The 22,001-nt window shown below is 44.6% G+C and carries 17 protein-coding genes; 5 read left to right on the forward strand and 12 right to left on the reverse strand.

What is annotated here, in order from left to right; genetic code table 11:
- From ACYRY3_RS40450 to ACYRY3_RS40460, 3 genes are all read right to left on the reverse strand, one after another.
- Positions 1–519 (reverse strand): 3D domain-containing protein, encoded by a 519-nt coding sequence (locus ACYRY3_RS40450; RefSeq protein WP_460207469.1) that lies wholly within the window; start codon positions 517–519, stop codon positions 1–3.
- Between the two features lie 198 nt (positions 520–717).
- Positions 718–1,242 (reverse strand): helix-turn-helix domain-containing protein, encoded by a 525-nt coding sequence (locus ACYRY3_RS40455; RefSeq protein WP_460207470.1) that lies wholly within the window; start codon positions 1,240–1,242, stop codon positions 718–720.
- Positions 1,220–1,768 (reverse strand): hypothetical protein, encoded by a 549-nt coding sequence (locus ACYRY3_RS40460; RefSeq protein WP_460207471.1) that lies wholly within the window; start codon positions 1,766–1,768, stop codon positions 1,220–1,222. The genes ACYRY3_RS40455 and ACYRY3_RS40460 overlap by 23 nt, the downstream gene beginning before the upstream one ends.
- A 999-nt stretch (positions 1,769–2,767) precedes the next feature.
- Here ACYRY3_RS40460 and ACYRY3_RS40465 point away from each other — a divergent pair.
- From ACYRY3_RS40465 to ACYRY3_RS40475, 3 genes are all read left to right on the forward strand, one after another.
- Positions 2,768–3,115, forward strand: a complete 348-nt coding sequence (locus ACYRY3_RS40465) for a hypothetical protein (RefSeq protein ID WP_460207472.1) — start codon at positions 2,768–2,770, stop codon at positions 3,113–3,115.
- Between the two features lie 34 nt (positions 3,116–3,149).
- Positions 3,150–3,740 (forward strand): DUF1822 family protein, encoded by a 591-nt coding sequence (locus ACYRY3_RS40470; protein ID WP_460207473.1) that lies wholly within the window; start codon positions 3,150–3,152, stop codon positions 3,738–3,740.
- Between the two features lie 1,708 nt (positions 3,741–5,448).
- Complete coding sequence (locus ACYRY3_RS40475) at positions 5,449–6,048, forward strand: CHASE2 domain-containing protein (protein ID WP_460207488.1); 600 nt, start codon at positions 5,449–5,451, stop codon at positions 6,046–6,048.
- Positions 6,049–6,104: 56 nt separating this feature from the next.
- Here ACYRY3_RS40475 and ACYRY3_RS40480 read toward each other — a convergent pair whose 3' ends face one another.
- The gene (locus tag ACYRY3_RS40480; protein WP_460207474.1) at positions 6,105–7,004 is read right to left on the reverse strand and encodes a LysR family transcriptional regulator; all 900 of its coding nucleotides are present in this window, start codon (positions 7,002–7,004) and stop codon (positions 6,105–6,107) included.
- Positions 7,005–7,172: 168 nt separating this feature from the next.
- Between ACYRY3_RS40480 and ACYRY3_RS40485 the strand changes: the two genes are divergently transcribed.
- Positions 7,173–7,937 (forward strand): class I SAM-dependent methyltransferase, encoded by a 765-nt coding sequence (locus ACYRY3_RS40485; protein ID WP_460207489.1) that lies wholly within the window; start codon positions 7,173–7,175, stop codon positions 7,935–7,937.
- 8 nt (positions 7,938–7,945) lie between these two features.
- The gene (locus ACYRY3_RS40490) at positions 7,946–8,728 is read left to right on the forward strand and encodes a sulfite exporter TauE/SafE family protein (RefSeq protein ID WP_460207475.1); all 783 of its coding nucleotides are present in this window, start codon (positions 7,946–7,948) and stop codon (positions 8,726–8,728) included.
- Between the two features lie 566 nt (positions 8,729–9,294).
- Here the strand turns inward: ACYRY3_RS40490 and ACYRY3_RS40495 are convergent.
- From ACYRY3_RS40495 to ACYRY3_RS40530, 8 genes are all read right to left on the reverse strand, one after another.
- Entirely contained in the window at positions 9,295–9,483 is a 189-nt protein-coding gene (locus ACYRY3_RS40495; RefSeq protein WP_460207491.1) for a hypothetical protein, read from the reverse strand.
- Positions 9,484–9,795: 312 nt separating this feature from the next.
- Complete coding sequence (locus ACYRY3_RS40500) at positions 9,796–10,572, reverse strand: hypothetical protein (RefSeq protein ID WP_460207476.1); 777 nt, start codon at positions 10,570–10,572, stop codon at positions 9,796–9,798.
- Between the two features lie 477 nt (positions 10,573–11,049).
- Positions 11,050–11,541 carry a tellurite resistance TerB family protein gene (locus ACYRY3_RS40505; protein WP_460207477.1) on the reverse strand — a complete coding sequence of 164 codons (492 nt, stop codon included), beginning with the start codon at positions 11,539–11,541 and terminating at the stop codon, positions 11,050–11,052.
- Between the two features lie 369 nt (positions 11,542–11,910).
- A complete protein-coding gene (locus ACYRY3_RS40510) occupies positions 11,911–12,135 on the reverse strand; it encodes an MbtH family protein (RefSeq protein WP_460207478.1) in 225 nt (74 codons plus the stop codon).
- Between the two features lie 112 nt (positions 12,136–12,247).
- Entirely contained in the window at positions 12,248–12,574 is a 327-nt protein-coding gene (locus ACYRY3_RS40515) for an MbtH domain protein (protein ID WP_460207479.1), read from the reverse strand.
- A gap of 45 nt (positions 12,575–12,619) precedes the next feature.
- The gene (locus tag ACYRY3_RS40520; RefSeq protein WP_460207480.1) at positions 12,620–12,955 is read right to left on the reverse strand and encodes a hypothetical protein; all 336 of its coding nucleotides are present in this window, start codon (positions 12,953–12,955) and stop codon (positions 12,620–12,622) included.
- Positions 12,956–13,003: 48 nt separating this feature from the next.
- On the reverse strand, positions 13,004–14,359 hold the full coding sequence (locus tag ACYRY3_RS40525) for an MFS transporter (RefSeq protein ID WP_460207481.1): 1,356 nt from the start codon (positions 14,357–14,359) through the stop codon (positions 13,004–13,006).
- On the reverse strand, positions 14,352–21,947 hold the full coding sequence (locus ACYRY3_RS40530; protein ID WP_460207482.1) for an amino acid adenylation domain-containing protein: 7,596 nt from the start codon (positions 21,945–21,947) through the stop codon (positions 14,352–14,354). The genes ACYRY3_RS40525 and ACYRY3_RS40530 overlap by 8 nt, the downstream gene beginning before the upstream one ends.
- Positions 21,948–22,001 lie beyond the last annotated feature (54 nt).

Here is a 22,001-nt window from a genome sequence, read left to right on the forward strand (position 1 = left end):
TTAAAGAATGACCTGAACTTGTTTTCTACCTAAATTAATGGCCTCTTGGATGGTATCGACAAAAATATCAATTTTATTACCGATGATTGCCGTACCTTTATCTAACGCAGTTGCAGGAACTTGACGACCGTCCCACAGTATTATAGTGAACTCTTTTAGTAGGGGAATAACGTTTGGATCTACAGCACATTGTATCCGCCCTCTACCGCTTAGGGCTTCTTGCAATGTGGCTCCATGTATGCCTGTTGCAGGGAGATGTCCTTTTGTTTCTTCTCTACTATAGAATGTAGCTTCTACATTTAATGTGTTAGGGGGATTGGGATTGGGTTGACCAAGCCCTGGAATAACAAGTACCATCCCTACTTGAAGTTGTTCGGGATTCCCTCCTATTACACCACGATTCGCTTCATAAATTTCACGCCAACGATTGCCATCCCCGTAAACTTTTTGGGCTATCAAAAATAACGTGTCTCCAGATTGGACGGTATAAGTTTGACTGGATGCTTGGGCTGCTGTCATAATTTTCTCCGTTTCAAGAATTCCGTTGTCAAAAGACCAGAAGCCGTATTAAGGGCTTATACCAATTCCAGAAAAAAATGAGACAGTTGGGTTTCGTTCCTCAACCCAACCTACATTCGTACGATCTTTTTTGTGAAATGGTATTACACAGGTGTACCAAATACTTGTGTCCAGTAATGCTTGTAATTAACTTGACCGCTATCGTTGTTGAAACCGCCGTGTCTTTCTCCAAACGAGAGGAGTAGAATTGTGGCGATCGCGAAACTGGTAGTAGAAAAGATTGGTATTTTGATAGCCCACTTCTAAAGCAATCTGCTTGACAGATTTGTTAGTTTTTAAAAGCAAGATGCGTGCTTCTGCCATGCGGCGATCGATAATCCAATCAATTACTGTTTTTCCTGTAAGATTACGCATTAAGTTGGATAAATACGCTGAAGCATAACCAACTTCTTTAGCAATATCATCTAGCTTAATAGGTTGATGGTAATTCAATTCAATAAACTGAAAGACTTTATTCATGCGGGGAATGGAAGGAAATATGGACTGAGGAGCCTCTAATTTTTGGCTCTCCTTATCCTTAATACCAGATAATTTCTCCTGGGCTTTCCGAACACGAACAAGACCGTCCTCTGTGTCAATCACCTCAAATCCTGCTGTCTTCAAGGATGTCATTAAGAGATTTTTATTTTCAAGATTCTCATCAATTACTAAGATAGTATTCATTATCTCTAGATGTCTCGTAGAATTTTTCACAAGCTCTACCACCACCATTGTCTACACAGTCTTGATATTGAGGGTCTGAATTTTTAGAACAAAAGAAAAGTAATAAAAGCACTACAATAAAAAGTACTGCACTGTTGGTGGAGTCACTATTTTTTGTGGAGTTGCTATTTTTTGCGGATGGATAACAGTTGATTAAATCACTAATTTTTTCTTCTGCCGAAACTTTCAGACTTTTTATACGTCGAAGCCTATGGTTTTTGTCGTCATAAAAATCCCGCTCTATTACGTTCTCTTGGTGAAGATAGCTTAGTTCGTGTTCAAACCAGTTTTCTGCTTTGTTAATGTCTGGAACCTGAAGCGTATTAGATAAGCACAAGGTATTTTTTAGTTTAGGATACTCCTTTTCTATTTCTTCAAGTGCTTTTTCAGGGGGAGAAATATCCGTGTATCTCAATACACAAAACTTATTATTGTCTTGTTTGTTCTTAAAAGAATAAACGTATCCTTTGGTAGATTTTTCTGACATACTTCAATCTAAGTGGTTATTGCTAAGAATTTGCTAAATCAGAATCACAGAAAGCTCTAAATAATGGTGAGTTTGAGATAGGTATGCAAATATAGAGGATGTGTTATCCTCTGTACCTCTGTATTACCAAGTCTTTCCGTCTTTGGTGCTACAGTAGGGGCGCAAGGCATTGCGCCCTACGATTGTGGTCTATTTACCTGAAAATGGCTGTAATGCAACGCCCGAATCAGGATCGATAATTGAGATGCTTCACTTATTACTCGGGTTGCTACAACCCTATTTATCTCTAAAATTACAATTTATTTACATAACTTAATAAAAAAAGCAGTTTTGAATTATGTAATTGTGAATAAGTAAGTGGGTGGGAATAAACAGAACTACATTACAAAATGTAAATCCGCTGAAATCCTTACCAAGGACCAATGACAAATGACTAAGGACAACCATTCCCAGTTACGTTTTTTCATACCGACCTACTTGGTTCAAATATTACAAGTGCATAGCTAAGCATGAATTTAACCTATATATATGTAGCGTATGGCGTTTACCATTAGCATGAAGTTTTTATTCGTGCTTTTCTATTTAAGCGCCTATTTTTTCTGTAAGTGTAAATTTTTACTGCTATCACGGATTTTTGCAGAAAATTTTTTTATTTTTATGGAAAACATATTTTAAATGTGTAGAAGTCCATAAATTTCCGGTTCTTTAACGCAAAGAAATTTATTTAGCATTATGCTTTCGCTTAAAGCAGTGTTGAATTAAAAAGGAGGATGGCATAACAATCTTAGTATAGACTATCACATCAACCTTCTGCCCTCATCTCTCGCTTGCGTGCCGATGCTTGGGAGGGCTTGTAAGACTTGTAGAAAAATTTGCGATCGCAAACATTAAACCAAGACCTCTGACACATTTATCTGTAAATTTTTGTAAAGTTTGTAAAATAATTCAGATAAAAGCTTTGTTAACTGTCCGATAACTTTTTGTAAGAGAACAATTTATATGAACGAACAACAGCTGAAAGAGTTAGCTTTAATAGCCCAACAACATCCGCCAGGTACAACAGCCAGGCGAATAGCTCTATCAAAGCTCATTGACAGTATTTACCGTTCGAGCAAACTCTGCTACCCATATAAGGGTCAGTTGCCTAAACTTTACAAACACATCTATGAGGAGGCTGTACAAGACCTATTTTTGTATCTTTGTAAAAATATTGACCAATACGATTCCCAACGTGGTGAATTTATGACGTGGGTGAATATGTTATTAAGTCAGCGTTTTTTTAAAGAAGCTGTTCCCAAGATAGTTGAAGAATCTCAGGAAATTCATTCTGAAATTTGTGTGAGTTAGAAGCTTAACATTAGTCAAAGAAGTTATAAATCTAATGGAAACCCTCTCTACATTTACTAGTTTTATATCTCCAGTTTCTCGTAAACTAGCAAGACAATGGTCAAAACAGCAAGCTACGCCTGAAAAAAAACAGCAAGTTTTGCTCAATAGCTTATCTGTATCCTTCGTAAATTTTTATCTAAACTGCATGGGGTTTGAGACAGATATAGAAGCTAGTGACAGTTGGAATTCAGTACAGCAGACTTTGATGAATGTGGCAGATTTACAAATCAAAAATTTAGGTAAATTAGAATGCCTTCCTGTTTTAGAGAATGCACAATCAATTTACGTACCACCAGAAGTTCAATCAAATAGAGTTGGTTATGTTGCTGTACAAATAAGTGAGAATTTACGAGAAGCAAAGTTATTAGGATTTGTCAAAAAAATTACAAAAACCTCTTTGCACATCAATCAATTACAACCTCTAGAACATTTATTTTATTGTTTAGAGGAATGCACGCAATTAACAAAAGTAGACTTACCTAGTAAAGGCTTTGTGGATTTAAAAGTATGGTTGAAAAACAATTTTGAAACGGCTGGGAATTCCATTGAACAAGAAAGTAGCCAGGAGCCAAGAGCCAAATGATCGGGTTTTTCACAGTTCTACTTTTAACATGAAAGAATAAAGGTACCAGAGGTTGATTGGGTTGAGGAACGAAACCCAACAATCAACCTTTAAAAAAGGGGGAAAAGACTTCTTAAAGTCCCTCAATTTATCGAAAAATTTAGGGGAAGCTAAACATTTTGCTACCAACCAGAGGACTTTTAAAACATCCTCTTAGCCCCCTTAATAAGAGGATTGGGGGAATCGTATTTAGCAATCATTTCGTGAAATGGTATGGCTTTTGTCTTCTAGCTCCTTCTTCAAAAATTTTCTATTTTTTGGATAAGATTCACCTTAATTAATAAGATAAAAAGAAAGCCCAAAGAACACACTAACCATCTGTGCTGTGTTGAATATCAAATCGGGCTATCAAAAATACACTTTTCTGTATGCACTGCTCAATCTACTTCTTATGCAAGCCAGAACTGTACCACCAATGAAGAATGGTACGCTTGGAAATAATAAACAACACTGAATCTTTTCTCTAGTAGTCTGTCGCAAAAGTTTTGATAGGTTAAGTTGGTCTAGATCTCCGACTTCTTTAAGAAGTCGGAGATCTGAGAGCCGCTCAAAATTAATGCGATGGACCAGTAGTGTGTTCACTTACGCATCAAAACTTCTGAGGTCAATTACCAGTGCATACTTTAACGAACTACCAAAATCTCGATTGCGTAAGCGCTAACAGCTAAACCCGTATCGCAAGGCGCAAGCCGAAAAAGCGCTTATCGATCTATTAAACAAGTGAACTATGCTTTAGTATTCTTGCAATGCAACGCTCAATAATCCAATCAATTACCGTTTTTTCTGAAGGTTACGCTCAATACTGTCATAAGTTATTGGTTGCGATCGCTTGCTTTCCATACGTTAGCTTTCTTTACAATTGAGGATAGCTGAAAATACTTCTTAAGAAAAGAGAAATAACGTACTAATAAATAAACAAAGCCACATCACAACTGAGAAAAAAACAACTTTGAAAAACAACTCTGATGCTTTTAAATTGTTTTGAGCAAAGTTATTTGTAGGTAAGGAGTATGAAGTTATTACATAAATGACTTGATATCTTCTTCTTTTCAAAATAGATATTCTCCTTAAATTTCAATTACTGATACTTTAGTTGGAAAAATACTTTGCAATTGGGTTTGATAAGCATTTGAGTACTCACCCAATGCTTATTCGGTGGCGACTGGTATTGATTTAAGCTGTTCTCTTCATGTAGGATTGTGTTTCTCTAAAAACTTATCGCAGGGAAATTGGAGCTTTATCTAAAAAAATTAGACTATTTACAATAGTTTACAAAACTCTTCTTAAGCTACGGAGTGTGAATTTCTTCAGTAAAATTGGATACTGTTAGTACGGTAATGAGTTTCGGCATTTTTATGTCCTTATTTACTAAACTATTAAGCTTAAGTAATAAGATAAAAACATCGTTTGAATTATGCATTTATCATTTGTGCTATGTTAAGTGCCAAACTTAGGTGCAAAAAATACACTTTTCTGTATGCGATTCTAAATTTGCCTCTAATACAATAAATGAGTACGCCAACAGATGTGCTTATGATGAAATCATATGTATCAAAAGTAACTTGATTGAATCGCGAAAGCTACGCGTAACGGCTAAACCCGTATCGCTCATAGCATTTTACACGATGTTCAATAACACTCTTTTTGTAGAGCAGGACTGTGGTAAAAGATAGATGCAGGTGGAGTTCAAACATTACTCAAGTGGCGGAGTGGAAAAGAACCATTTCGAGTTTTATCTCTTGATGATATTAAAACAGATAAATTTCAGCCAGAATGGTTGCGCGATCGCATTGTTTTAATAGGTATAATGGCTCCCAGCGTTCCAGACTACATCAATACTGAAGCCGTTGCTGGTTTAAAACCCGATGGTCATATTTTTGGAGTCAAATTTCACGCTCATGCTTGTTCCCAAATTATTAGTGCAGTTCTCAATGAACGACCGTTGTTAAAAGTTTGGTCAGATGAGTGGGAATATCTGTGGATTGCGGTTTGGGGTTTTATTCCCATCGTCATCGGGCGGATGACTCAATCCGTACTTATGAATTTATTTGCTGTTGGCGTGACGAGTCTTTCCTTAGTTGGAGGGAGTTATTTGCTTCTTCTATCCGGTTGGTGGGTTCCTGTCGCCCCCAATTTGTTAATTTTAAGTATCAACGGAGTAGGTTTGAGTGCTTTTGCATTTTATCAACGCGATCGCACCCCTGCATCCTCTGCTATCTGCGAGTGTTGGAACCGAGTGCAGGTTCGGGATCGAGCGCTTGAAACGTAAAAATTATAGCGATTTGCAATTCAACGAGGTACGTCTGTAAGGGTGCAAAACGGTCTTTAGCAACAAGCGCTTAACTGTGGTGCAATACTCTTAACCAATTCTATAAAACGTTGTACAGTTGGGGAATGTTCATGTCGTCGCCAAATCATGTTAATCGCTACCTCTGGGGTTGACTCTTGTATGAGTTTGTAAACAACTCCAGTGCGCTGTAGATGTCGCAATGACGCAGGAACAATAGCCACCCCCATCTGGGCAGCCACTAGACTCACAATTGTTTGCATCTGAGATGCTTCCTGTGCTACTTTCGGACTAAAACCCGCCTGTTGGCAGAGACTGATAATCGGGTCGTGAAGCCCAGGAGCAAGCTTGCGGGGAAATAGAATAAAATGTTCGCACGAGAGCGATCGCACGGACACTTGAGTTTCATTTGCCAGAGAATGCCCGGAGGGTAAAGCGACTACCAAAGGTTCTCGAAAAATCGTTTCCGTAGAAAAAAGAGTGTCTTCAACTGGGGGACGAAGAAACCCAATATCAATTCTTCCTTCGGCTAACCATTGCAGTTGTTGGTCAGTCGTGAGTTCGTGCAATTCTAACCTCACTTTGGCAACAGTTGTGCGAAACCTACGTAAGATATCTGGCAAAATATTATACGCTGCAGAACTGACAAAACCAATCGCTAGTTGTCCAATTTCACCCCGACTGGTTTGTCGTCCCATTTGGATTGCTTGCTCTACCTGCTCGAGAATTTGTTGCGCTTGTGCAAAGAAAACTTCTCCCGCTGCCGTTAGCTGCACCGATCGTTTCGTGCGATGAAATAGCTCAAAGCCCAACTCTGTTTCTAGTTGACGAATTTGCTGGCTCAAAGGTGGTTGTGCAATGTGCAATCGCTCTGCAGCCCTTCCAAAGTGCAGTTCTTCGGCAAGAGTGACAAAGTAGCGCAGGTGTCGAAGCTCCATTTTGGTTCCCAACTAATATCTTTTACATATTATTCAGTAGGGAAAAATATATTGGACAATCACTTGGAAATTTTATACCGTAATGAAAGAATCCATTAACAGGTGTGTGGGCATCAGAGCACATATGTGTTTTGGAACTAAAATTCTGCAAACTTAGGAGAATTGATGATGCTTCAGAATAAATGGGATACAGCTCTCTACGAGGGCAAACACGCTTTTGTGTGGCAATACGGAGAAGAAGTGCTGCAATTGTTATCCGCACAACCCAAAGAGCGTATTTTGGATATTGGTTGCGGTACGGGACAGCTGACGGCAAAAATTGCCGCTGCTGGGGCTGTTGTCATGGGAATTGACGCCGATGCGATGATGGTTGAAAAAGCAAGGCAAAACTACCCGCAATTACAATTTGCACTTGCTGATGCAAAAGACTTTCAGGTAGACGATCCATATGATGCTGTTTTCTCTAACGCAACGCTACATTGGATTCCGGAAGCAGATGCAGTTGTTCGCTGTATTTACAAATCCCTCAAAAGAGGCGGTCGTTTTGTGGCAGAGTTTGGTGGTAAGGGGAATGTCAAAGCCATTACAGAAGCTCTTTACAGTGTCCTCAAAGAAAATGGCATACCATCCCCCGAACAATTCAGCCCTTGGTATTTTCCCAGTATTAGTGAGTACACAACATATTTGGAACAGCATGGATTTGAAGCTCGCTATGCGGTTCTGTTCGATCGCCCCACCCCATTAGAAGATGGAGATGCAGGCTTGGAAAATTGGATTCGGATGTTTGGCGCGTGCTTTTTGTCGGGGCTATCTGCCGAACAGCAAACCCGCGTGATTCGTGGTGTAGAGCAGCGTTTAAAACCAGTGCTCTATCAAAATGGCAGATGGACAGCTGATTACCGCAGAATTCGTGTTGTTGCTATCAAAGCATAATTGAATTAATGATAGCTCAAACAACTTTACCTTTACTGCCATCTCTATTTTTATTTAGTATGGCTGTTGTCGCAGGGATGCTCAATGGGATTGCTGGTGGAGGCGGATTAATTGGTTTTCCATCGCTGCTGCTGACAGGCGTACCACCGCTTGCTGCAAATGCAACTAACACAGCAGCATTGTGGTTTGGAACAGCTGCAAGTAGCTTTGCTTATCGTCAAGAACTCTCCACCCAAAGGCGGGAACTGTTGCTACTAACAGGTACCAGTGTCTTGGGAGGTGCGTTAGGTTCTTACTTGCTTTTACACACTTCGCCAGTGGACTTTGAGCAATTAGTTCCCTACCTACTGTTAATTGCCACTTTGTTGTTTGCTGTAAATGAGCCTATTAAAAAGCGGTTTAAGGGCAGTAACAAACCTTCTTCTCCCATGCCCATCACTGTGATTCTGCCACTACAGTTAGCAATTGCAATTTACGGCGGCTTTTTTGGTGGAGGTGGTGGCATTCTTATACTTGCTGTTTTGGACATGATGGGGATGAAGAATGTCCATGCCATGAATGCTTTTAAAAGTTGGTTAGCTACCTGCCTCAACGCAGTTGCCCTCATTCATTTTATGGGAGCAAATGTCATAGTCTGGTTTCCAGCAATCTTAATGGCAATTGGTGCATCACTTGGTGGTTACGCAAGCGCTCACTTTGCTCGTCGCCTCAGTCAATCTTGGGTTCGCGGTTTTATCACCTGTGTCGGTTTCGCGATGACTGCCTATTTTTTTGTTAAAAATCTAACTTAGACCGCTTAATGAGGTACTGATTGTTGTAAGCAAAAGCGCTATCTCCCCTATCCCAGAAACTACCGCACTTGTTGATAACTTGCTTCAGGTAATAAACATTGAGAAGCTACAACTCCGTCCAGCGCGTAAAATAGCCAAGGCACTAAACATAGCTCAGAAAGTGCAGGGCAAAAATGTACCCTTGTCCTGGTTAAGATCGCAAATCAAAGCACGACTCAAAGAGCAACCAATCCAAACAGCCGAGGTAATTTCATCGATACTGCAACAAGCTAGTTAGTACAAATACGGAGGCGTATTGCTGGGGTGGCAACTGCTACCCCAATTGGCGATGACTACTATATATTTGGAATAATGCCCTCAATCGCTTTGCTCCCCCTCTCCCTCTCCCCCCCTCTCCCCCTCTGCCTTAATGATAAATTCTTTCCTCCCTATCTTAACCTAAGTTCGACGTAAGAAAAAGTCTGAAAACTAAGCAGAGTAAAGATTGTAGGAACACATACATATAGATTATAATTTTAATAAGCTTTAGTTATTGAAATAAAACGAGAATTATTTATTTTCATCACTCATCTTATAGAAACTTTAAAGATTACTACACTAAACACGTCTGTATTTATTTTTAAAAGTATTTCTACTCCTATTTCATCAATTAATCCAGCTACTATTCCTAAGTGGTCGATATTTTTAATTTTTGCATTTTCGATTGGAGACATTTTTCCCCCTGAAATATTTTTGAGTTTTTTTGATTGTCTCACTTGGACTAGCTTGAAATCAATTTTTTTGCTCGCACTTTAGCCTCACCGTCTTCGTCACACAGGTTTATTTCTCAATGCAGGTTTACTGAAAATTTATGTATATTATTATTTACTTGCAATCAGAAATCATTATGTAGTTTTTTGTGCTACATTTTGAAGTGCGGAATGTGGGTTGTATAGTAACGAAGATGTGCAGCAAATCCTGCAACGAGCTTCAATACTGCCAACCAGACCAGGTTTACCAGGGACTAGCCCTGTTTCCCCTGGTACTAGTTGTTCAGTGTTGTCCACTGTTTCGCGGATAGCGCTACCCTAAACTTGACGCTTGATAGCAAAACTTGCACCCATAACACCAACAAGCATGACAGCAAAAGCAGCAGTTGGTTCGCTTACTGTAGCAATGCTAACGGCATTAATCCCCAAAGCGCGATTGGGTTGGGAACTGCTAAAAACCAATCGCGAGATATTGGGAATGTCACTGCGAACACCAACAAACACGGCAGAATTATTTAGCGCTTCTGCACCAGTACCGGAGATTGAAAATGTTCCTAGTAGATTGTTAGCGCTATCAAAAGCTGAGACAAATGCTGTAAAGTTTTCAGTATCATCTACAGCTATTTGAGTGCCCGCACCCAAAACAGGAGTCTTGAAGCTAATGCTTAGAGGTCCTGGGTTGCCAACGGCAGGAAAAGAGCCTGATGCGACGCCTGTAAAAAGAATAAAATCGCCATTGGCAAAGTTAGTAGGAATCCCTCTAGGTGGAATGCCCGTTAGAAAGACAAATGGTGGGCTGATTTGAGAGTTAGAGGGTACTGGAATATCAACAGAAAGCCCCAAACCCTTTTGAGACATTGCTGAAAACGAGTTGGGCAAAAAATCAGTTGGATTGGGAGAAAAAGGATTGAACACTTTACCCAAACTTGACCAATCAATTCGGTCATTGCCTGCTAAAGTAGCCCGTTCCGTTATAAACGTAAGTGCTTGAACTGGTGATGTTAATGTTGTCACCCAAGCTGCTAGTGCGGCTCCTACAACAGGAGTCAGCAAATTTTTAATGGAAAGGTTTTGCCATCGAGTTGCGATCGCCATTAATAAATTCTCCCAAACCTAAATTGTCTTTGAAACTTAGACTGGATTTGATGAATGCTACCGATTATACCAAATCTGTGAATTTGCTTAGTATTCAAGTAAAAAAATTCATAAAATCTTGTTGTGTGCGCTGAGGCTGCTTTTAAAAGAAGCGCATGGACTCACTTTATGTTTGTTATTAATTATACTGAAAAAGGGCTTTTTTTAGTATTAAAGTAAAAAATTTACCAAAAATGCGGCTCTTGTGTGCGGGAATGGCAGTACTGACGGAGTTGTTTGCTCTAGATACTACTGAGTTATGGTATTAACATTCCTAAAATGCAGTTCTCAGCGAAGATGCATCTTTTTATTTGGACTGATGGGGTATTTTCGTGCTACAACTACAACGAAAAATTAGCACTGTGCGATGTAGTATTGGACTACAGGTGGCACGGTGCTTAATATTTTGTTACAAAGATGGGTGAAAATTTTGTTGGATTAAGTTAAAACTTCAGTTTGTAGTAGCGCTTTGCGTAATGCAGTTACTGCTTCTTCTGTATCTACCAACTTGTTGAGAGCAAGAGCAATATCATCTTCAACCTTCAACAGTTTCGCTGCTTTTTTAACAGCTTTTTGCTCTTCGAGTGAGTAATTATTATCAGCACGAGACATTTGAATTGCATGATACAACAATGTTCTTGATTTTGACCAAGTAGAAACATCAACTGTAATCTTGGTCAACAAGTTTTCTAAATCAGCATTTTTGTAGTCAAATGTTTTGTATTTCTCTATTATTTCTTCAGGAGCGCCTACAGTGCGTTGATGATTTAGTAACCAGTTTAGTTCGGCTTCTGAAACCTCTCCATCAGCACCAGCAATAGCGAGCAGTGCATATCCGTAGTTAAGGACTGCTTCATAGGGGGCTGAGGAAATACCTAAGTTTTTTTTCAGAAATTCTGAAAAAGGAACTGCTTGTGTAATATCACTCATAGATTACCTCTTGGTTTGGCAAAAGCTCTTTTACTAATACCACAAAATTGAAATTTTTTATACGATGGGTGTCTGTGTGTACAAACTGATTTAGAGCAAACGAATTGCACTTGCACATATCGGCTTAATCCCTAACTGACATAGTTACACCTGCTTTCACAGCGTCATCATCTTCACGCAATCGCTTAGCAAAGCGACGAAAAGCAGTCAAATTACTACTGTCTGCAACAGTTAGCTACCCTAAGTAGACAGAAATAAATAGAATTGTGTAACGAAATGTAAATTGATACAAAATTCTTACTAATAACGGATGAAGAAGGACTAAGGACGACCCTTATAAGTTAACTGGGTCATCCTACTTAGACTAAACTAGGTCTGACTTGCTGATTCTTCCATCTTTTTCCGCAAGCTGAGGGGGCGCATATCTGTCCATACTTCCTTAATGTAATCAAGACATTCCTGTTTAAGACCGCTTTTGCCTGCATCTCGCCAGCCAAGTGCGTTCTCTCGGTCAAGGGGCCAAATGGAGTACTGTTCTTCGTGATTGACTACAACTTTGTAAATTGTCGTATCTTCTTTGTCGTCTCGATTCATTGTTGTCTCCTATAAGTTCATTAGTTCTAGTTTGCACAACTGAGGGTTCCAGACTTAGTCTGCTTGTTTTCAAGAGCCCTTCATAAACCTTATAACTTTCACCCGGTATATCTCAATCCTCTATGGGTTGAAGGTGTCCCTTGCCTTCTAAGGTTGCCAGATCGATATCTGCAATGCATTGCACTTTCACGTAATTTAGTGTTAGGTTCCCAACTAAATGAACCTTACCCATCTGACGCTCAAAGTCAGCGTCATTGAAATTGGATGCTGCTGAGTCAAGCCTGACGCCTAACTCCGTTCCGCCCTTTGTGTTTGTGAATTTGATGTGAACATAGCCTCGGTCAATGCTCTCTTTTAGAGCAGCGGCTGTTTTTGCTGGTCGTAAGCTGGCTTCAACGGGATGTTCCCCTTGAGACAATCGTTGTACTAGCTCGTTCATCACAATTTCTCCTAATAACTTTGTTATTTTTATTGGGTCAAATATCTATGACTCACTTTTGTCTTGAGCTGCTGACGCTCCTACTGTTACAGTTTCATAAACTGGAATCTCGAACAAAAGTGTGGTTTTACAAAAATCTTTCCATTCAGGAGTTACGTTATCAAAGATGATATTTTCATCTATGAAGATACCATCTGTGACAACATAATTTTCTTGTAGGTAAAGAAAGTCATCATCGGTTAGTTGTCTGGAAACCTCGACAACATTTCCATCGACCTCTTTCGTTTCTTTTCTAACGTTTTCAACACGCTCAGTCCACTGACTGAACTCACGTAACTTCTTAAGGGAGTAAGCTTTGCAATATTTTCCCATTGTTGCCATAGTGACACCTCTTTAGAATAAACTTATTTTATTGCAAATAACGTAACCTTAATTTACAGAGCCTTCAGCAAGTGGTTCGGCAATTGCGTCTGGCAGTTCCTCCTCTAGCAACCTTAAAGGAGAGTACTGGTAGGCGACAACCGTTCCGAGCATGGTGAGTATTCCCATGATGATGAACATCAGACCAATGCCCCGCCCTCGTCCAACGCCGATTAACTGCCCAATACTTCCGGCTAACGCTCCACCAGAGGTTAGTAGGGGCTCGAAAACCCGGTCGGCTAGCGGTCCGGCAATAAGATAGGCGAGGGGTAGGGATGAGCTTGCGATCGCTCCTGTCAAGGCGAAGACCCTGCCCTGTACATCAGGTGGCACCTTTCTCTGAAGAATAACTTGGCTGGAGCCATTAATAATAGGTAGACCGAAGAAAAAGAGGAAGGCAGCGACGGCAAAGAGCGAGGGTGAGGGTCGCAGTCCGGCGACCATAATGCTCAATCCCCCTAGCAGCATGAAGCCAAACACGCTTTTGATCAGGCGCTGTGGTCCTCCCCAGGTGCTCAATACGAGGCTGCCGACCAACATACCGCAGCCTGCGATAGACAGTACAGTGCCGAGTACAGCGGCTGAAGCGAAAGACAATACCAGTGGCGTGGCTAAAACCTCAACTGCGCCCATAACGAAGTTGCTCGCAGCCAAGAATATGAGCAGAGCTAGAAGCCCAGGACGAGCCGTGACGTATGACCAGCCGTAAGCAACTTCACGCAACAAGGAGTTTTCCCCTGCGTCAGCCGTAGCTGTCATCTTTGCCTCAGAAAAACGGATCGACAGCAACGTGAGCAAGGCAAAAAGGAAGGTAGCAAAATCAAGCAGGATAACGCCACGAATCTGAATGGTTACGACCAGTACGCCCGCTAGCACTGGTGAGATGAGCTGACCGACGGATCGCCCCAGATGGATGAGCCCGCTGGCACGGGCGAGATGCTGCTTGGGCACAAGTAGCGTCGTTGCTGCCACATAAGCAGGTGACTGGAAGGCGCTGCAAATGGAACTAACGAAGGTGGCTAAGTAGATGTGCCAAACTTCAAGTCTGCCAACAAAGAGCATCAGTGCAAGAGCCAGCGTAGTCAGACCTGCGCCGCAGTCACTTAGCAGCATTGTCCAGCGCCGATTCCAGCGATCCACAAGGGCACCCGCTATTGGGGAAATCACGATGAGCGGTAGGGTTGTGCATAAAGAGATGAGGGCGAATTGGGTGACCGACCCGGTGCGTTGGTACACCCATACGCCTAAGGCAAAGCTAGTGAGACCGGAACCGATGAGGGAGACCAGTTGTCCCAGCCAGATGAGGATGAAGACCGACATTCGTTTGCCTGTAGGGAGTTGGGTTGTCTTATTTTCTTCAATCATTTGCCTGTGCCCGCTCAAGGCAGGTTCTTAGCTGTTTTGCCAAAAGCTGAACGTGGGGTTCGGTGAGCATCGTGATGTGATCCCCTGGGACATCGTAAATTTCTACCTGTTCGGCAGAAATCTTATTCCAACCCATTGTGGAATCATCACAGAACTGCTCGCTGGTTCGGAAGAAGGTAACTCGCTTCCTATAAACTTCCTGTGGCAGATAAACAGTTCGATCGTTAGCCTTGAGAACTTGCAGATAGCCGCGAAATTGGGAAAGCGTTGCCTCCGGAGGCAAGAAGTCGATCGTTTTCAATCGCTCCAAGAGGTAGTTCAATTGCTCGTCTGGCTGGAGTCGCTGGATATCATCGTAGGATACCGATAAGCTTTTTCCCGAAAAATGTTCTATCAGAATTGCAAGATCGGTTAAGTATCTGGCATCATCCTTTTCAACTGCTATGGGCTGGTTAGTGGGAATCGGTGCCGGGGTGTCCAGAATGGCAAGCAGGGCAACTTCCTGACCGGATGATTGCAACTGCAGGGCCATCTCAAAGGCCACGTGACCGCCAAAGGAGTAACCTCCCAGAAGGTATGGGCCTTGTGGCTGAACGGCTTGTAGAGTTTCAATGTAATAAGCCGCGATGTCCTCGATTCGCGTGTGAGGTGCCTGTTCCCCATCCAGACCCCGTGGTTGCAAGGCGTAAAACGGTTGGTCTTTGCCCAGATATTGGGCCAAATTGTAGAAGGAGAGGGCATGTCCACCAGCACCTGGCACGCAGAAAAAAGGTGTCTTTGAACCACGAGGTTGAATCTCCACCAAAGAAGACCAGTGTAGAGAACCTGTTTGCTGGTGGATGGTACGGGCAAGCTGTTCAATCGTCGGGGCTTGAAAGAGTGTAGCTAGTGACAGATTCTGTCCAAATTGCTGCTGAATCTGAGCCATCAGGCGTATAGCTAGGAGGGAGTGACCACCCAGGCTGAAGAAGTCGTCGGTAACACCAATAGAACGGACATCCAGAACAGATTCCCAGATTTGGGCGAGTTGCAGTTCTAAGGTGTCACGGGGTGCGATTCTGGTTTCCTGTCGCTCGGCTATGACCGTGTCAGGTGCAGGCAAAGCCCGACGGTTTACTTTACCGTTAGGTGTCAGGGGTAGGGTTTCTAGCAGCACTATGGCAGAGGGTACCATGTACTCGGGCAACTTCTGCTTCACAAACTGTTGCAGTTGCTTGCTCTCGGGGGCTGGTGTCTGGTTAACTACCACATATGCTACCAGGCGCTTGTTACCCGGTACGTCCTCCCGAGCTATGACCACACTCTCCTGCACTGCTGGATGTTGGCTGAGCACGGACTCAATTTCTCCGAGTTCAATGCGGAAGCCGCGAATCTTCACCTGGTCATCAAGGCGACCGAGGTACTCAATATCACCATTAGGTAAGTATTGAGCCAAATCACCAGTTTTGTACAGCCGTGCTCCCAGTGTTTGGCTGAAGGGGTTGGGAATGAACTTAAGGGCCGTTAATTCTGGACGGTTGAGGTACCCCCGAGCCAGACCAGAACCGCTAATATATAGTTCGCCCGGAACGCCGATGGGCACAGGCTGCAACTGGGTGTCCAGCAGATAAATCTGCGTGTTGGCAATCGGGCGACCAATCGGCAACTCCAACACGAGTTTCTGGGTGACGGCGTTCGCCCCTGGTTCATACACCGTGACGATGACGGTTGTCTCTGTGGGACCATAGCTATTTAGCCAGCGGATGCGCTCCACTCCGCCAAGCTGCTTCCAAGCGACGAAAGTTGTTGGTGAAGCTTTTTCCCCACCTACCACTACCAGTCGCAGAGTTTGGGGTAAAGGCTTGTTTAATAAAGATAAGCCATGCACCCACTGATGCCAGTATGCTGTTGGTAGATTGAGGACAGTTAATTGTTCGTGTTCGATCTGCCGTTCGGGCAGGAGCGAAGCTATCGCCTGCAGAAAATCTCTGCTGTCAGCTACCATATCTTCCGAACGGAGGATGACAGCCGCACCGCTCATCCAAGAAGGGAAGAGTTCTTCCACCGCAATGTCGAAGCTAATTGACGAGAATTGTAGAATGCGATCGCTCGATTGCAGCTCGTATTGTTTGGCAACCGCAACAGAGTGGTTAACTAACCCTTGATGGGCGACGGGGACACCTTTTGGTTGACCTGTAGAACCCGAAGTATAAATCACATACGCCAGGTGTTGCGAGGTGACCGGGCTAAGTGGATTTGCTTCGCTGTTGTGGGCAATAATTTCCCAATCTCCATCCAACTGCACCACTTGAGCGCTATGAACTGGCAGTGCTGCCATTAGCTGCTGTTGGGTCAATAGCACAGAAACCTGTGAATCTTCCAGCATAAAGGCCAAGCGTTCTTTGGGATAGGCTGGGTCTAAGGGCACGTATGCACCACCCGCTTTCAGGATACCCAACAGCCCAACTACCATTTCCACTGAGCGTTCCACGCAGATACCCACCAAAACATCCGGCCCCACTCCCTGGCAACGGAGGTAATGCGCCAGTTGATTGGCGCGGCGGTTCAGTTCGCAGTAGCTGAGGATTTGGTCTTCAAACACGATTGCCACAGCATCGGGAGTCCGCTGCACGGTTGCTTCAAACAGCTGATGGATACATAAATCTTTGGGATAATCTACCTCTGTGCAATTCCATTCCTCAAGCAATGTCAGGCGCTCTGCTGGTGTTAAGATTGGCAAGTCGCTAAGACGCTGTTCTGGATTGGTGACAATGCCACAGAGCAAGGTCTCCAAATGCCCCAGCATCCGAGTGATGGTGGTTGCATCAAAGCGGCGGCAATCGTAACTTAGGTGCAGTGACAATTGCTTACCGGGCGCTGCCGCTAGAGTCAGGGGATAGTTTGTTTGCTCAACAGCACCAACATTACGGATCTCTAAACTACCGCCCTCCTCCCGCAAGGAAGCATCCACCGGGTAGTTCTCAAATACTACAATGCTCTCGAACAGGGGCAGCCCTCGGGGCACGTCACTCCACCCCTGTACCTGTACCAGTGGGCTGTATTCGTAGGAGCGCAACTCCAAGAGCTGAGCTTGCAACTGCCCTAGCCAGGACAACAACTCAGTCGTGGGCGACACCATCACGCGCACTGGCAGGGTGTTGATAAATAACCCCACCATCGATTCAACCTCCGCCAGAGCGGCTGGGCGACCGGAGAAGGTAGCCCCAAAAACCACGTCTTCCTGACTACTGTAGCGCGAGAGGAGTAGAGCCCAAGCTCCTTGTATGAGGGTGTTCAGTGTCAGTTGATGTTGTCGGGCAAAGGACTGTAGTTCGGAGGTGACTGCGATCGATAGCTGAAGAAGTTGCTCGCTGTGGGGTTCTTCCAGAGAGGAAGTGCTGTCCAATGCTCTATCGATGCCCAGTGGAGTTGGTGCAGTAAAACCCTTGAGTGTGTGCCGCCAAAACGCCTCAGCCTGAGTCAAGTCTTGCTGTTGCAACCAGGCGATATAATCGCGATAAGGACGGCTGTGTTTGTGGTATAAGTCCTGCTTGAGAGAGAATGCTTGATAAAAAGCAAAGACGTCCTTGAGTACTAAAGGCAGCGACCATCCATCCAGCAACAGGTGATGGTGGCTCCAGATGAATTGGTAGGCGTCCGATGCAAGCTGAATCAAGGTCAGGCGCATTAACGGTGCTTGGGAAAGATCGAAGCCCCGTTCTCGATCTGCCTGAAGGAAAGCCTCAAGTTGCTCTTGCTGCTCTACTGGGGACAAAGAACGCCAATCGTGCTGCTCCCAAGGCAGGCTGATGTGCTGGCGCACCACTTGGAGCGGTTCATCTAAGCCCTCCCAAATGAAGGCGGTTCGCAAAACTGGGTGTCGCTCCACCACTTGTTGCCAAGCCTTTTGGAATGCCAAAACATTCAGGTTTCCTTTGAGGGTACAGTTCAAGTGCTCGAAATATACTCCAGAGTTTGAGGCATAAAGGGTATGAAAGAGCATACCCTCCTGCATTGGCGATAGGGAATATATGTCCTCAACATTTTTAATTTTTGTTGACGAGCCATCTGTTTTATCAATCAGGGTAGGGAGTTTGCTAAGTTTTTGCTCATTCAGTTTTGCCAATGGGAAATCGGAAGGTGTAAAGCCCCCTGCTTCGGGGGACTGGCAGTGGGCAATCAGCTTTTGCAGTGCCGCCACAAAGCTCTGGGCTAAGCCCTCAACCGTTGAGCGTTTATGTACCTTCTCGCTGTATGTCCAATTTAGGTGCAGGCAGCTACCAGTTATTATTCCGTTAATCTCTAGCAGATGGCTTCGCTTTGAGAGCAGACTGTGCTCTGGTCCGGTGGACTCTTTCGCCGCTTCAAACATTGCATCCGGCGTCAGCACCCGATCTAACTGCCCCAGGTAGTTGAAGTTCACCTCAGCTTGGGGAAGAGCTTGCAGTTTCTCGGTGATTGCCACATCCCCCTTAAGATAGCGTAGCAGACCATAGCCGATACCCCGGTTGGGGATGCGGCGCAATTGCTCTTTAACTAACTTCAACGCCGACCCCGGATCGCGTGCCTTCCTCAAATCCAAAAGCACGGGGAAAACAGTGGTGAACCAACCCACCGTGCGTGACAGATCCACCCCTTCCAATATTTCCTCTCGCCCGTGACCTTCCAAGTCAACCAGCAGGCAGCGAGTATCGGTCCACTGGGCAAAAGCCTGCACCAAAGCTGTCAGCAACACATCATTAATTTGGGTATTGTAAGCTTGCGGCACTTCCGAAAGCAGGGCTCGGGTTTCTTCGGGCGAGAGCGCAACTACCACGTTCTTAGCACTGGCTGTGGTGTTGACGTCCTTATCCACCGAATAGTCTATCGGTAAGGAGGTGACTCCAGTCCAAGACTGAGCCAGCCAGTAGTCCAGCTCTTGCTCCATCTCTGGCGATAGCTTCGCTCCTGCCCGAGGGGCAGATCGCGCATACTCGCTCAACTTTTGCGCCCAATCTTGGAAGGAAGTTGTCTTGGGTGGCAGTGAAATTGTCTGTCCACGGCTCAGTTGCTGGTAGGCTGTTTGCAGATCCTCCAGCAAAATTCGCCAGGAAACGCCATCTACGACTAGGTGATGAACGATTAACAGCAGTCGATTCGGCTGGTTCGGACCTAAGTCGAATAAAGCCACCCGCACTAAAGGTCCTTCCTCCAAATTCAAACTGGCTTGCAGTTGGGCAGCAGCAGCCTCCATCATCGGTATTTGCTCAAGCTCGGGCAGCACTGACAAATCTATGCGCGTGCAGAAACTTAATGTTGAGTCCGGCTCTACGTTAACTTGTTGCCACCCAGATGTAGAGCGCACAAACCTCAGCCGGAGGGCATCGTGATGTACTAGCAATTGCTGCACCACCTGGGACAACAGTACCGGGTTTAGGGGTTGTCGGACTTCCAGGAACATTGCTTGGTTCCAATGGTGTGGTTGCGGCTGCTCCTGTTGAAAAAACCATTGCTGAATCGGCGTCAGCAACACCGATCCTGTCACCAAACCCTGTTCGGTTTGAAGTGCAGAGGTAGTGCCAGCCACAAGGGCTAACTCGGCGACTGTCTGGTGTTGAAACAGCTGCTTGGGGGTGAGTTTTAGACCTGCTTGATTGGCTCTGGCAACGATCTGAATGGTGAGGATGGAATCCCCACCCAACGCAAAGAAATTGTCGTGGATGCTGACCTGTTGCAGTCCCAAAACCTCGGTCCAGATGAGAGCCAGTGCTTTCTCAACCGGGGTTCGAGCTGCCACTAAGGTACCTGGTAATTCTGTCCTAGCTGTATCAGGAGCAGGGAGGGCACGACGGTCTACCTTACCATTGGGCGTTAGCGGTAGGGCTTCTAGCACCACTATGGCTGAGGGTACCATATATTGGGGTAGCTTATCTTTGAGAAACTGGTGCAGTTCTGTAATCGTTGGTGTCAGTGTCTGGTTCACGACTACATAGGCCACTAAGCGCTTGCTACCAACTACATCTTCCCGGATCGTGACTGCGGTTTCCCGCACACCTGGGTGTTGACCCAGCACGAACTCGATCTCCCCTAACTCGATGCGGAAGCCGCGAATTTTTACTTGGTCGTCAAGGCGACCAAGAAACTCAATGTTACCATCGGCTAAGTATCGAGCTAAGTCGCCGGTTCTGTATAGGCGTGCCACTGATTCATTACTAAAGGGGTTGGGGATGAATTTCTCGCTGGTCAACTCTGGACGGTTGAGGTATCCTCGCGCCAGTCCAGCACCAGTGATATACATTTCACCAGGAACTCCGATTGGGACTGGCTGAAGATGGGGATCTAGAATATAAACCTGGGTGTTGGCGATGGGACGTCCGATGGGCGACTTCCGAATGTCATTGGCGCATTCATACACGGTTGCACACACGGTTGACTCAGTTGGTCCATAAGCGTTGAAGAATTTACGACCTTTTGACCATTGTGCTACTAATTCAGTGGAACAAGCCTCTCCCGCCACAATCATATTCTGCAATGCTGGTAATTCCTCAGTAGGTAGGGTTGCTAGCGCTGACGGGGGAAGCGTAGCATGTGTAATAGACCGCTCACGCACAAACTGCATTAAAGTAGGTCCTAGTAGCAAGGATTCCCGCGTTCCCAGACAGAGCATCGCTCCGGAACAAAGAGCCATGACAATTTCCCAGATTGAGGCATCGAAGCTAAAAGAAGCGAATTGGAGAACACGGCTGTCTGATTTTACATCGAAGAGCTGAATCTGCGCTGAAGCTAAATTGCACAATCCTTGATGGGTAACTAGAACGCCCTTGGGCTTTCCCGTAGACCCAGAAGTATAAATCACATAAGCCAAGTTCTCTGGCTTGACTCTACTGGTCAGATTTACCTCACTCTTCTGAGAGATTATGTCCCAGTTTCTATCCAAGCAGATCAAAGACGCTTGAGACTCAGGAAGCCCAGACAGCAACTTCTCTTGAGTCAAGAGTACTGACACCTGTGAATTAGACAATATGTAAGCTAAGCGTTCTTGGGGATACGCTGGATCTATGGGTACGTAGGCTCCGCCCACCTTCAGGACAGCTAAAATCCCCAATATCATCTCACTGGAGCGCTCCAAACTGATACCTACCAAAACATCCGGTTCCACTCCCAACGAACGCAAGTAGTGCGCTAGTTGATTCGCCCTTCGGTTCAATTCAAAGTATGTTAGTTGTTGGTCTTCAAACTCCACTGCCACAGCATCTGGTGTGCGCTCCACCTGCGCTTCAAATAACTGATGAATACATAAATCATTCGGATAATCCGTCCCTGTGCGATTCCATTCCACCAACAACTGTTGGCGCTCTTGTTGTGTTAGCAGCGGCAAGTTTGAAAGCCGATGTTCGGGGTGGGCGACGATACCTTCAAGTAACGTCTGGAAATGGGCGAGCATCCGGGTGATGGTGCTAGCATCAAACAAGTCGCTGTTGTATTCCAACCATCCCACCAGTCCCCGGTCTGTGTCCTCCATCGACAGAGTTAAATCGAACTTTGCAATTGTACTGTCCATCGACAGGGGGTTTAAGGTCAGACCGGGTAGTTCCAATGTTGCCATTGGGGCATTCTGGAGGACAAACATGACCTGGAACAGGGGCTGGTGGCTGAGGTTGCGCTCGGGCTGTAGTGCTTCCAC

The sequence above is a fragment of the Scytonema sp. NUACC21 genome, assembly GCF_054684315.1.